Raw genomic sequence first — 12,420 nt, 5'->3', positions numbered from 1 at the left:
CAGCTACCCGCTCACCGGCACGGTCGGGCCCGCAACGGATTTCGACTGCTGCCACGGCCACTTCCCGGTCAGCTCGAGTTCCAGCGAATAACTCAGGAAGGTTCGGACCAGCACGATCAACGCCAGCACCCCGACGCTGGTGAACGACGGGGCGATGGCGACGGTCCGGATGATGTCGGCGGCGACGAGGAACTCGAGCCCGAGCAGGATGGCGCGGCCCAGCCCGCGCCGGTAGCCACGATAGGCCAGGTCGAAGTCGCCGCGCCGGACGAGTTCGCGAACGAACCGCGCCGTGCCGACCACCCCGCCGAGCACGATGGCCGCCACCCCCGCCCCGTCCAGCACTTTGCCCGCGGTCTCGATGATCTCCGTGAACTCCACGAACCACCCTCCGTCGGTCAGCCCTGGTCAGCAGGTTACGCCGGTGCTCGCCGAAGCGCCGATGACCAGGCCGCGGCGCTGTGTTCGCCGGATCGGCCCGCACCAGCGATCAGCGACTGCCCTGGACACCAGGGGTGACCGCCTCGATCAGCGCGACCGCCTCGTCGGCGGGAATGTCGACGACCAGATACGCGCTCTTGCCCGCCGCGGTGGCCGCGACGACGGTGGACAGCCCGGCCCGGCGCTGCCAGAAGGTTCGGCGGATGGTCCAGCCGATGATGCCGGGCGCCTCGAGGCAGTCGCGATTGCGGTCGAGGCTGCCGCGGCGGGTGATCAGCCAGGTGGGGCCGGTGCTGCCGGGCAGCACACGGTGCCCCAGACCCCGGTAGCGGTCTTCGGCGAGGACCGCCATGATGACGGCGAAGACTACGGGCACGGTCCAGATCCACACGGGCAACGGCCCGGCGACCACGCCCAGCACCACCAGCGCGGCGACCAGGATCCCCACGGGCCACGCGGCCTTGGTGTAGCGACGCCTGCGCGCGGCCGCTCCGTGTCTGCGCAACTCGATCGTGCCGAGTGCCGCGCCGGTGACCTGTGGTGAGCCGGGGGACTTCGTGAGGTGAGCGGCACCGAGCGTTGGTTTGGGCCCCGCCGAGCCCGCGTTCATCGCAGAGTCGATGCCCCCGGTTTCCTGAGTGTCCACGTTCGCGTCGGTGTTCGGCACCGCCGACGTGCCGACGGGTGGTTCGGCGGTGGGGCGCACCCAGGAGTCGGTGCTCGGCGGGCCCGCCGCCCTGGACTTGTCGGCGGTTGGTTCGGTGGTGGGCGCCGCCCAGGTGTCGGCGGTTGGTTCGGTGGTGGGCGCCGCCCAGGTGTCGGCCGGTGGTTCAGTTGTGTGGCGCGCCCAGGTGCCGGCGGGTGGTTCCGTGGTGGGACGTGCCCGGGCGTCGGCAGGCGGTTCCGTGGCGGGATGCGGCGAAGTGCCGGCGGATGGCTCCGGGCCGGGGCGGCGGCGGGGGCGCAGGAGTTCGTCGAGGGTGCGTTCGACGGCGGTGCGGGGGGCTTGGGGGAGGATCTTCTGGCGGGGATTCTCGCCGGTCATGATCATCTCGAGCTGAGCGGAGCGGGCGGCGCGCAGCAGCAGCGGTTCGTTGAGCGTGGCGCCCCGGAAACGAGCCAGGTCCAGGGTGATCTGGCGGGTGGTGAACAGGCCGTGGCGCAGGTGCAGGGTGGAACCGTTGTCGATCACCCGCAGCCCGAACCAGGTGGCCAGATACTGGGCGCACGCGGCCAGACTCACCAGCATCAGCGCCGTGATCGTGAGCCCCACGATCACGAACACGGCGATGGGCACGGTGTCCTCACCCAGGTGCTGCACGGGTACCGAGGCCACATCGATGAGGCCGTACTGGGCGCCCAGACCGGCGATCGGCGCGACGACGGCGAGCCCGGTCAGCGACAACGGCGCGTACCGCACCCAGGCTGCCCGCCAGTGGCCGATCTCCACGCCGGACTCCGCGTCGTCGCGGTGCTGAACACCATCGGCCGACCCGGTGGCATCGGCCGACCCGGTGACATCGGAGCCGTGGCGGCCGGTGTGGGCGAGCAGTTCGGCGCGCAGCGCGGGAATCCGGCTGGTCTCGAGCCCGTCGAGCTTGAATCCCTCACCGTTGCCGGCTTGCTTGCCGGTGCCGATCTCGAGCATCGCCAGCCCCAGCATCCGGTGCAGCAGGTCGGCTTCCACGTCCACCGACCGGATCCGCGACCGCGGCACCGACAGGGTGCGCCGCTGCACGATCCCGGTGCGCAATGCCACCTGGTCGGTGTCGATGCGGTAGGTGGTGGTGAACCAGCGTGCGACACCGAAACCGGCCACCACCAGGATCGGGCCCAGACTCCACAGCGGGTTCCCGCTGGTGGTGCCGATGACGACCGAACCGAGCAGCAACGGAATGTATTTCACGAGCTCGGTGACCGGATACACCAGCAGCATCCGCGGATCGAGCCGCTGCCAGTCGACGGGCGCGGTGGTCATGTGGCGTCCCCGCGGTGTTGGGCGGCGATCGCGGTCAACCGCAGCACCGTCTGTTCGGCGACCGGCAGGTCGAGCGCGCCGATCTTCACCGCCCCGGCCGAGGACGCGGTGGTGACGGTGACGGTGGCCAACCCCAGTATCCGCTCCAGCGGCCCGCGTTCGGTGTCGACGGTCTGCACCCGCGAGATCGGCGCCACCCGCGACTCCTGATCCAGCCACCCCACCCGCGTGTACACGGCTTCCTCGGTGACCTCCCAGCGGTGCACCGCGAACCGCCAGAGCGGGATCACGACGATCCCGAACACCGCCAGCGCCGTCAACGCCAGCCCTGCCACCAGTTGCCAGCCGCGATGATCGCCGTCGAGGACGGTCCACACCACGAGCGCCACGAGCAGCACGACGATCCCGATCGCGTTCTCGATCGCCCACAGCACCTTGGCCTGGGGGCTCGGACGCCAGGCCGGTTCGGCCAGAATGGTGGAGCGCGGCAACGACATGCTGACATGGTTGCATGTGGATCCGACGAGTTCATCGGCGTCGGGAATATGTGCGCCCGGACCCGGGGTTGTGCTGCGGGATGGACGCCAGCGACGAGCCCGTGACCAGCCGGGGACACATTCGGGGAAGAAGTAGCGCATGATCGACGGGGTGAGCGACCTTCCGAAGCCGAGCGCCCCGCTGCCGCCGCCGAGCCCCGCCGCGATGCGCCGGGCCCTGCGCCGGGCCCGCGACGGCGTCACGTTGAACGTCGACGAAGCCACCGTCTTGTTGCACGCCGCCGGCGACGACCTCGCCGATCTGTGTGCCAGCGCCGCCAGGGTGCGCGATGCAGGGCTGGAATCGGCGGGCAGACCACGCACCATCACCTACTCGCGCAATGTCTTCATCCCGCTCACCAAGCTGTGCCGGGACAGATGCCACTACTGCACCTTCGTCACCGTGCCCGGCAAACTGCGTGCCGAGGGCAAGGGCATGTTCCTCGAACCCGACGAGGTGCTCGAGATCGCCCGTCAGGGGGCGGCGCTGGGCTGCAAGGAAGCCCTGTTCACCCTCGGCGACCGGCCCGAGGATCGTTGGCCCGAGGCCGCGCAGTGGCTCGACGAGCGCGGCTACGACTCCACCCTGGACTACCTGCGGGCGGTGTCGATCCTCGTGCTCGAGGAAACCGGTCTGCTCCCGCACCTCAATCCGGGCGTGCTGAGCTGGAACGAGATATCGCGGCTCAAGCCGGTGGCCCAGTCGATGGGCATGATGCTCGAGACCACCGCCACCAGGCTGTTCACCGACAAGGGCGAATGCCATTACGGCAGCCCCGACAAGGACCCGGCCGTGCGGCTGCGCGCGATCACCGACGCGGGCCGGCTGTCGGTGCCCTACACCACCGGCATCCTGGTCGGCATCGGCGAGAACCGCACCGAGCGCGCCGAGTCGATCATGGCGCTGCGCAAACAGCACCGCGAGTTCGGCCACATCCAGGAAGTGATCGTGCAGAACTTCCGGGCCAAGACCGACACCGTCATGCGCGATACCCCCGATGCCGATGTGGCCGAGTTCCTGGCGACCGTCGCGGTCACGAGATTGCTGATGGGCCCGGACGTTCCGGTGCAGGCACCGCCGAACCTGGTGTCGCACAGTGATTGCCGTGCCCTCATCGACGCGGGTATCGACGACTGGGGCGGGGTGTCGCCGGTGACGGTGGACCACGTCAATCCCGAGCGGCCGTGGCCGAACCTCGACGCGCTGCGCGAGATCACCGAGGCGGCCGGGTTCACCCTCGTCGAACGCACCTCGGCGCACCCGAAATACGTGCGCGCGGGCCACCCTTGGATCGATCCGCGCATCGGCGCCCACGTCGACGCGCTCTCCGATCCGGCCACCGGCCTGGCCAGAGCCGACGCGATGCCGGTCGGCCTGCCCTGGCAGGAGCCCGACGAGTCGTGGGACTCGGTCGGCCGCGTGGATCTCAACACCGCCATCGACGCCGAGGGCCGAAACACCGACAGCCGCAGCGATTCCGGGCTCGGGCAGGAAGTCGTCGGCGCGTTCGGTGACTGGGAAACCATCCGCGAGCACGCCCGCGACCTGGCCGTCACCGCGCCCGAGCGCCTCGATTCCGAGGTGCGCGCGGCCCTGCGCGCGGCCGAGCAGGACCCGGCCGCGCTCACCGACGACCAGTACCTGGCCCTGGCCACCGCCGACGGCGTGGCGCTGGACGCCGTGGCGGCCTTGGCCGATCAGCTGCGTCGTGACGTGAGCGGCGACGAGGTCACCTACGTGGTGAACCGCAATATCAACTTCACCAATATCTGCTACACGGGTTGCCGTTTCTGTGCCTTCGCCCAGCGCAAGGGTGACGCCGACGCGTTCACCCTCAGCACCGGCGAGGTGGCTGACCGCGCCTGGGAAGCCCACGTCGACGGCGCCACCGAGATCTGCATGCAGGGCGGTATCGATCCCGAGCTGCCCGTCACCGGTTACGCCGATCTGGTCCGCGCGATCAAGGCCCGGGTGCCGTCGATGCACGTGCACGCCTTCAGCCCGATGGAGGTCGTCAACGGCGCTTCGCGCGGTGGTCAGAGCATCCACGACTGGCTGTCGGCGCTGAAGGAGGCGGGTCTGGGCAGCATCCCCGGCACCGCGGCCGAAATTCTCGACGACGAGGTGCGCTGGGTGCTCACCAAGGGCAAACTGCCCACCTCGGCCTGGGTCGAGGTGATCACCACCGCCCACCAGCTCGGTATTCCGTCGAGTTCGACGATGATGTACGGGCACGTGGACAACCCGAAGCACTGGGTGGGTCACCTGCGCGTGCTGCGCGGCATCCAGGACGAGACCGGTGGCTTCACCGAATTCGTGCCGCTGCCGTTCGTCCACCAGAGCGCCCCGCTGTACCTGGCCGGCGCCGCCCGTCCCGGCCCCACCAACCGCGACAACCGTGCCGTGCACGCGCTGGCCCGCATCATGCTGCACGGCCGGATCCACAACATCCAGACCAGTTGGGTGAAACTCGGCACCATCGGTACCCGGGCGATGCTCTCCGGCGGCGCCAACGATCTCGGCGGTACGTTGATGGAGGAAACCATCTCCCGGATGGCCGGCTCCCAGCACGGCTCGGCCAAGACGGTGGCCGAACTCACCGAGATCGCCGCGGGCATCGACCGCCCGGTCCGTGAACGCACCACCACTTACGGCGTCATCGATCGCTCCCGACCACTTCCCCTGACCGTGAGCTGACGGTGCCGGGGACCCTGGTCAGTGTGGTCACGGAGGCGTAGCATCGGCGTCGATGAAGGCATTGGCGCCAATGCCTGGACGGGAGGACTGTGATGGCGAGATTGACGGTCCGTGATCTGCCCGACGACGTGCGCGAGGCACTACGTGTGCGGGCCGCGCAACACGGGCGCAGTACCGAAGCCGAGGTGCGCCAGATCCTGATCGATGTCGTGTTTCCCGCCGCCCAGGTGGAACTCGGCTCCTTGCTCGCCGGAATCGGCCGCGAGGCGACACTCACCGACGACGAGGTCGACCAGATGTCGGCGCGGGACACGACGGCCGCGGCCCCGATGGCGTTCGGATGATCATTCTCGACACCGACGTGGTGTCCGAACCCTTACGCGCTGCCCCCGACCCACGGGTGGTGAAATGGCTCGACGGCCAACCGCTGCATGCGCTGTACCTGTCAGCGGTGACGGTCGCCGAGCTCCGTTTCGGCATCGCGGCCATGCCGTCGGGCAGACGTCGTGATCTGCTGTCCGAACGCGTCGAAACGCAGGTGCTCCCGCTGTTCAACGGCCGTGTCCTCGCGTTCGACGTCGCGGTGTCGGCCGCCTACGCTGAGCTCATGGCCCGGGCGTGCGCCGACGGGCACGCGATCGGGACGGCCGACAGGTACATCGCGGCGACCGCGGCCGAAGCGGGAATGTCGGTGGCCACACGGGACGCGGGGCCGTTCGTCGCGGCGGGGGTGCCGGTGGTAGACCCGTGGGCGTGACCGGTAGGCCTGTAGTTAGGGCAGGCTGACCTGGGGTCGGAGTGTCAGTTCGGGATAAGGTTTTGGGGGCGGAGTAACCCCGCAGGTGAGGACAGACTAGGAGAACGGCAGTGCCGTACATCATCGCTGAACCGTGCGTTGACGTGAAAGACAAGGCGTGCATCGAGGAATGCCCCGTGGATTGCATCTACGAGGGTGGTCGAATGCTGTACATCCAGCCTGACGAATGCGTTGACTGTGGTGCGTGTGAGCCTGTCTGCCCCGTGGAGGCGATCTTCTACGAGGACGACACTCCCGACCAGTGGACCGGTTACATCAACGCCAATGTCGACTTCTTCGACGAGCTGGGTTCCCCCGGTGGCGCGGCCAAGGTGGGCAAGGTCGAACACGACCCGGCCTTCATCAAGGCGCTGCCCCCGATGGCCGAAGAGTGAGCGCTGGGGTGCCCACCCGTGGCCGGGTGAGCAGCTTGCTGCCCGACTTTCCCTGGGACACCATCGCCGCGGTCAAGCAGAAGGCGGCCGCCCATCCGGGTGGTCTCGTCGATCTGTCCGTCGGCACGCCGGTCGACCCGGTCGACCCGCTGATCCGGACGGCGTTGAACTCGGTCGCCGATGTCCCCGGGTACCCGACCACGCACGGCACCCCACTGCTGCGCGCCGCGGCGGCCGCCGCCCTGGCGCGCCGCTTCGGCGTCACCGGTGTGGACGAAGCCGCGGTGCTGCCGGTGATCGGCACCAAGGAACTGATCGCCGGTCTGCCGCGGCTGCTCGGCATCGGTGCCGATGACCTTGTGGTGATCCCCGAGATCGCCTACCCCACCTACGAAGTAGGCGCCCTGCTGGCCGGCGCCAAGCCTTGGCGCGCCGACGGTCTCACCCAGATCGGCCCGCAGAACCCGGCACTGATCTTCGTGAACTCCCCGTCGAATCCCACCGGCAAGGTGCTGCCCGTCGAGCACCTGCGCAAGGTGGTGGCCTTCGCCCGCGAGCGCGGCGCCGTCGTCGCCTCGGACGAGTGCTACCTGGGCCTGGTCTGGGAGGGCGAAGCGGTCTCGATCCTGGACCCGCGCGTCTGCGACGGCGACCACACCGGCCTGCTCGCCATCCATTCGCTGTCGAAGACCTCGAACCTGGCCAGCTACCGCGCGGGTTTCGTCGCCGGCGACCCCGAGCTGGTCGCCGAACTGCTCGAGGTGCGCAAGCACTCGGGCATGATGGTCCCGCTGCCGATCCAGGCCGCGATGACCGCCGCCCTCGACGACGACGTGCACGAGTCGCAACAGCGCGAACGCTACCGCGCCCGCCGCGAAGTCCTGCGAAACGCCTTGCGGCAAGCCGGGTTCCGCATCGATTTCTCCGAAGCCGGCCTCTACCTGTGGGCCACCAGGGGCGAGCCGTGCCGGGTCACCCTCGACTGGTTGGCCGACCGCGGAATCCTCGCCGCCCCAGGGGATTTCTACGGCCCGCGCTCTCCGGAACACGTCCGCGTGGCACTGACGGCCCCGGACGAACGCATCGCCGAGGCCGCCACCCGCCTGTCCTGAGCGCTATTTCCACGCAAACCCCGGGCACCGTTGTGTCCGGGGTTTCGTTTGTCCGAAACGCGACTATTTCAACGCAATCCTCGGTATAACAGGTTCTCATTGCAGTCTCGATGAGGAGCCGCACGGTGCGTGAATTCTTGTATGAAAAGCCAGGTAGAAACCATAAATCTGCGGGAATGTCGCGCCGCCGATTCCTAGCTGCAACAGGTGTCACTCTAGGGGCGGTCGCGCTGGGTGGCCGGGCTGTCGCCGCAGCGGCCCCCATCGCCGACGGCGACACCGTGCCCGCCCTGGTCATCGGCAGCGGTTACGGCGGTTCGGTCGCCGCGCTGCGGTTGGCGCAGGCCGGAGTGGACGTGACCGTCGTCGAGATGGGCATGTCGTGGACGACGCCCGGTTCGGACGGAAACATCTTCTGTCCGGTCCTGAAGCCGGACGGCCGCTCGTACTGGCTGCGCAACCGCACCGATCAGCCGGTGGGCTACTTCATGGGCGGTTCCTACAACAGGGACATCGAAAGTTACACCGGCGTACTGGATTCCGAGGATTTCGGCGGCATCCGGGTGTACCAGGGCCGTGGTGTGGGCGGTGGTTCGCTGGTGAACGGCGGCATGGCCGTCACCCCGAAACGGGAGAACTTCCCGGCGATCCTGCCCACGGTGAACGCCGACGAGATGTACAGCACCTACTATCCGCGAGCGAATTCCGTACTTGGTGTCAACCACATCGATGAGGCCTGGTTCGAGTCGGCCGAGTGCTACAAATTCGCCAGGGTGGGACGCAAGCATGCCGAAAGATCCGGTTTCGGTTGGACTTTCGTGCCCAACGTCTACGACTTCGACTACATGAAGAAAGAACAGGCGAAGACGGCCACCCGGTCCGCGCTGGCCGGTGAGGTGATCTACGGCAACAACCACGGCAAGCGGTCACTGGACAAGACCTATCTCGCCGCCGCCACCGCCACCGGGAAGGTGCGAATCACCCCGCTGCACAAGGTGACCACCGTAACGCCCGCCGAGGGTGGATACCGGGTGGAGATGGCGCAGATCGACACCCGGGGCAACACGGTGGCGACGAAATCCGTGGTGGCGCAACGCGTGTTCTTCGCGGCGGGCAGTGTCGGCACGAGCAAACTGCTGGTGGCGATGAAGGCGACAGGTAAGCTCGCCGACCTCCCCGACGCCGTCGGCCAGAATTGGGGCAACAACGGAAACGTGATGGTCGGACGCGCCAATCACATGTGGGACGGCACCGGCAGCCTGCAATCGTCGATGCCCTGCCTGGGTATCGACAACTGGGCCGACACCGCCGGACCGTCCTTCGCCGAAGTGGCGCCGTTCCCCGCCGGCCTGGAGACCTACGTCAGCCTGTATCTGGCCATCACCAAGAACCCCAACCGCGCCCGGTTCACCTTCGACTCCGGCAGCGGCATAGTGGGTCTGGACTGGCAGAAATCCTCGAACCAGTACTCGATCGATGCCGCCAAGCGGGTCTTCGACAAGATCAACAAAAAGGAGGGAACGATCTACCGCACCGACCTGTTCGGTGTCTACAAGACCTGGGGCGACGATCTCACCTACCACCCGCTCGGCGGCTGCGTGCTCGATGAAGCGACTGACAACTACGGCCGCCTCCACGGCTACCAGGGCCTCTATGTCATCGACGGCGCCCTCATCCCCGGCAACACCAGCGTGAACCCCTTCGTCACCATCACCGCCCTCGCCGAACGCAACATCGAACGAATCATCGCCGACGACTTGTAGATTTCGCGCACCGACCGCCGGATCGGCTAGTGTCCGGCAGTCGGTGCGGTACGGGATCGAAAGGTTCGCAACGGATGTATGGGGTGGAATTCGGTGCGGGTACGGTCTTCGCGGGATATCGGATCGAAGGATTGCTCGGCCGCGGTGGAATGGGGACGGTCTATCTGGCGACGCACCCGCGGCTGCCGCGCCGGGTGGCCCTGAAACTACTGAATCGCGAGCTCTCCGCTGATGACGAGGTACGTGGCAGATTCGAGCGTGAGGCCGATGTGTCGGCGCGGCTCGACCATCCGGGCATCGTGTCGGTGCTCGATCGCGGCGTCGAAGACGGACTGATGTGGATCTCCATGCAGTACGTGGACGGCACCGACGCGTCGGTGTTCCGCGGCAGCCCGATGGCGCCCGGTCGTGCCGTCGATATCATCGCCCAAACCGCCGAAGCTCTCGATTACGCGCACGAGCGCGGCGTCCTGCATCGAGATGTGAAGCCGGCCAACATCTTGCTCACCGCCACGAGCGGACGCGACCGGGTGCTGCTCACCGATTTCGGGATCGCCCGGCTACGTGGTGACGCCCGCCAGCTGACCCGCACCGGCGCCTTCCTCGCAACGCTGGCCTACGCCTCGCCCGAACAGCTGTCCGGGGCCTCGATCGACCATCGCTCCGATCAGTACTCCCTCGGCTGTTCGTTGTACACCCTGCTCACCGGTGAAAGTCCTTTTCCCGCAGACAATCCGGGTGCGGTCGTGGCGGCCCACCTGACCAAACCGGTACCGCGTGTCTCGGACGTTGTCGCCGCGTCGCCACCGAGTCTGGATGCGGTGATCGCGCGTGCGCTCGCCAAGGCACCCGACGAAAGATTCGGCAGCTGTGTGGAATTCGCGCAAGCCGCGGCTCGCGCACTGGTGGATGTGGCGACTCTGACAGCTGAGGCACGGCTGGGGCCGGTGCGCTCGCCAGTTCGGGAAAGCCTGTCGTCAACCGTGTTGGGGCCGAACGAAGCCGACCGAGGCCGTGGGGGACTGCCACCGACGTTGATCAGCGGTGCGCGATCCGGTGTCTCCGGGTCCCAGCACGCCGTTGCGCAGCCACCCGCAGGTGGAGCCGGGCGGGCCGCCGGTCTGCCGGACGCCGAGGCTCGACGTAACCGGCCATCGCCGCCCGGGCACGTGCCGCCGCCCCGTGATGCCGGGAACGGTTCGCCACGAGCTGTCTCCTCGCGGTGGCGGGTGCTCGCGGTGATTCTGCTCGTGCTGGCCATGGTGGCCGGTATCGGGGTGATCGGTGTCGGCGCGGTCTACTGGAAGTTCGTGCGTCCCCATCGGCAGGCGCCCCTGATGCCATGGGGTCGCCACCACGACATAGCGATTGCCTTCCCACAGCTGATCCCAGCCGACCCGACGGGCACCGGCTGGCGTGCCGCGCGGTGCTTCGGAGTGGGCACAGTGGTCGCGCTGGCCGGTGATCCGGTGCCGGTCGGCCAGGTCGTCTGCACTCAACCGGACGACGTCACCATCTGGTACACCGAGTACAACTCCAGCGCGGACGTCGAAACCTACCTGGCGAAACACACCCAGGAGGTCGGCCGGCGTGACCGTGCTGCCGGTGCAGGCAGCCTGTTGGTCTTCCGCCCGACAGATCCGGCGGCGCCGTTCACCCTCGCCACCCATTCCCCGACGGGTCCGACCGGCGCCGACATCCTGGTCGAGGTGGCGTGGCCGGAGCACGGATTCGACGAACTGCGGACCGGTTGGTGGGAGCAGGCCCCGTTCTGACCGCGAACCTCAGAGCAGGGGCTTGCCCTTACGGTGGCGGTGGCGCATGTCGGCGAGGGTGGCGTTGAAGGGGAAGTTGCGGATGATTCGGGGCATTCGGCCCCAGATCAGGCCGGTGGTGCGCAGGAGGCGGGTGAGGCGGCGTTCGTCGCGTTCGGTCCACGGGAGGTCGAGTTCGTCGCGCAGGTGCTGGGGGAGCAGGCCGGTGGTGAACCAGCGGTGGAAGCGGGCGAACACCAGGCGGGTGGGGGTGTTGATCATGCGCAGGTCGAGCAGGTCGTCGAAGTAGGCCTTGATGGTGGGGTCGACGCTGGTGCGGGGGAGGTGGGTGGTCCAGTAGGTGTCGAAGGCGGCGCGGTCGGCGGGCCACATCTCGCGGGGAACCTGCAGGGTGGTGCCGAGGTGGTGGGCGTGGTCGTAGAAGGTGTCGGCCACGGTGTCGTCGACGGGGCCGTAGAGGCGCGACATGACGTCGATCGCGCCCCAGTACAGGCAGGCCGCCACCCACAGCTGCAGGTTCTTGTCGAAGGCGTTGTACTGCACCGGGCTGTCGGCGGTGGAGTGGACGTGGCGGTGCACGCCGTTGATGGCCGTGCGGTAGATCTCGCGGTCGGTTTCGGTGCCCATCAGTGCCACCGACAGGTAGGTGAGGGTGGTGCGGGTTCGTTTCACCGGGTGCAGCATGATGCTGCCGCTGTGCACCCGCGATTCGGCGACGCCGTAGCCGACCGGGGGCAGGCTGAGCTGCATGATCACATTCGCGGTGGCGCCGTAGAAGGCGCCTGCCCCGTCGATGTAGTCCCGGATGTCGAATTCCGCAGGCTCGGTGTGCTTGGACCGTGAACGCGCGAGGATGGTCATCGTTGACCCCGATTTCTTCGGTGAGAGAGTTATACGTTGAATGTCTCATCCTGTCGCCGGAGTGT

At 68.0% G+C, this 12,420-nt stretch carries 11 protein-coding genes; 7 read left to right on the top strand and 4 right to left on the bottom strand.

Annotated elements, in window-relative coordinates; genetic code table 11:
• Positions 1-3: 3 nt before the first annotated feature.
• From ACFO5K_RS15185 to ACFO5K_RS15175, 3 genes are all read right to left on the bottom strand, one after another.
• Positions 4-381 (bottom strand): DUF1622 domain-containing protein, encoded by a 378-nt coding sequence (locus ACFO5K_RS15185; protein ID WP_378562159.1) that lies wholly within the window; start codon positions 379-381, stop codon positions 4-6.
• Positions 382-490: 109 nt separating this feature from the next.
• The gene (locus ACFO5K_RS15180; protein ID WP_378562156.1) at positions 491-2,419 is read right to left on the bottom strand and encodes a PH domain-containing protein; all 1,929 of its coding nucleotides are present in this window, start codon (positions 2,417-2,419) and stop codon (positions 491-493) included.
• On the bottom strand, positions 2,416-2,916 hold the full coding sequence (locus ACFO5K_RS15175) for a PH domain-containing protein (protein ID WP_378562153.1): 501 nt from the start codon (positions 2,914-2,916) through the stop codon (positions 2,416-2,418). Before ACFO5K_RS15175 ends, ACFO5K_RS15180 begins: the two co-directional genes overlap by 4 nt.
• Before the next feature lie 139 nt (positions 2,917-3,055).
• Here ACFO5K_RS15175 and ACFO5K_RS15170 point away from each other — a divergent pair, with 139 nt between their 5' ends.
• The 7 genes from ACFO5K_RS15170 (at position 3,056) to ACFO5K_RS15140 (ending at position 11,494) form a co-directional block, all read left to right on the top strand.
• Positions 3,056-5,653, top strand: coding sequence for a bifunctional FO biosynthesis protein CofGH (locus ACFO5K_RS15170; protein WP_378562150.1), 2,598 nt, complete (start codon positions 3,056-3,058; stop codon positions 5,651-5,653).
• Between the two features lie 92 nt (positions 5,654-5,745).
• Positions 5,746-5,997 carry a FitA-like ribbon-helix-helix domain-containing protein gene (locus ACFO5K_RS15165; protein ID WP_378562147.1) on the top strand — a complete coding sequence of 84 codons (252 nt, stop codon included), beginning with the start codon at positions 5,746-5,748 and terminating at the stop codon, positions 5,995-5,997.
• On the top strand, positions 5,994-6,410 hold the full coding sequence (locus ACFO5K_RS15160; protein WP_378562144.1) for a type II toxin-antitoxin system VapC family toxin: 417 nt from the start codon (positions 5,994-5,996) through the stop codon (positions 6,408-6,410). Before ACFO5K_RS15165 ends, ACFO5K_RS15160 begins: the two co-directional genes overlap by 4 nt.
• 110 nt (positions 6,411-6,520) lie before the next feature.
• Complete coding sequence (fdxA, locus tag ACFO5K_RS15155; protein WP_378562141.1) at positions 6,521-6,844, top strand: ferredoxin; 324 nt, start codon at positions 6,521-6,523, stop codon at positions 6,842-6,844.
• 26 nt (positions 6,845-6,870) lie between these two features.
• Positions 6,871-7,956, top strand: a complete 1,086-nt coding sequence (gene dapC / locus ACFO5K_RS15150) for a succinyldiaminopimelate transaminase (protein WP_378562139.1) — start codon at positions 6,871-6,873, stop codon at positions 7,954-7,956.
• A gap of 176 nt (positions 7,957-8,132) precedes the next feature.
• Positions 8,133-9,719, top strand: a complete 1,587-nt coding sequence (locus tag ACFO5K_RS15145) for a GMC oxidoreductase (RefSeq protein WP_378562136.1) — start codon at positions 8,133-8,135, stop codon at positions 9,717-9,719.
• Positions 9,720-9,793: 74 nt separating this feature from the next.
• Positions 9,794-11,494: a serine/threonine-protein kinase gene (locus ACFO5K_RS15140; protein ID WP_378562133.1), complete on the top strand. Its 1,701-nt coding sequence runs from the start codon at positions 9,794-9,796 to the stop codon at positions 11,492-11,494.
• Positions 11,495-11,503: 9 nt separating this feature from the next.
• Here the strand turns inward: ACFO5K_RS15140 and ACFO5K_RS15135 are convergent, their stop codons facing one another.
• Positions 11,504-12,355: an oxygenase MpaB family protein gene (locus tag ACFO5K_RS15135; protein ID WP_378562130.1), complete on the bottom strand. Its 852-nt coding sequence runs from the start codon at positions 12,353-12,355 to the stop codon at positions 11,504-11,506.
• Between the last annotated feature and the right edge of the window lie 65 nt (positions 12,356-12,420).

Origin of the sequence: Nocardia halotolerans, from assembly GCF_042650145.1 — a bacterium.
In the GTDB taxonomy this organism is placed as follows: domain Bacteria; phylum Actinomycetota; class Actinomycetes; order Mycobacteriales; family Mycobacteriaceae; genus Nocardia; species Nocardia halotolerans.
The sequence above is the reverse complement of the archived record's forward strand: the minus strand, read 5'-3'. Positions and strand labels throughout refer to the sequence as shown.

What these genes read in the sequence shown, in the direction of transcription:
- ACFO5K_RS15175 (WP_378562153.1), bottom strand. Translation starts at nt 2,916, where the DNA reads ATGTCGTTGCCGCGCTCCACCATTCTGGCCGAACCGGCCTGGCGTCCG.
- ACFO5K_RS15145 (WP_378562136.1), top strand. Translation starts at nt 8,133, where the DNA reads ATGTCGCGCCGCCGATTCCTAGCTGCAACAGGTGTCACTCTAGGGGCG.
- ACFO5K_RS15160 (WP_378562144.1), top strand. Translation starts at nt 5,994, where the DNA reads ATGATCATTCTCGACACCGACGTGGTGTCCGAACCCTTACGCGCTGCC.
- ACFO5K_RS15165 (WP_378562147.1), top strand. Translation starts at nt 5,746, where the DNA reads ATGGCGAGATTGACGGTCCGTGATCTGCCCGACGACGTGCGCGAGGCA.
- ACFO5K_RS15170 (WP_378562150.1), top strand. Translation starts at nt 3,056, where the DNA reads ATGATCGACGGGGTGAGCGACCTTCCGAAGCCGAGCGCCCCGCTGCCG.
- ACFO5K_RS15140 (WP_378562133.1), top strand. Translation starts at nt 9,794, where the DNA reads ATGTATGGGGTGGAATTCGGTGCGGGTACGGTCTTCGCGGGATATCGG.
- ACFO5K_RS15180 (WP_378562156.1), bottom strand. Translation starts at nt 2,419, where the DNA reads ATGACCACCGCGCCCGTCGACTGGCAGCGGCTCGATCCGCGGATGCTG.
- ACFO5K_RS15135 (WP_378562130.1), bottom strand. Translation starts at nt 12,355, where the DNA reads ATGACCATCCTCGCGCGTTCACGGTCCAAGCACACCGAGCCTGCGGAA.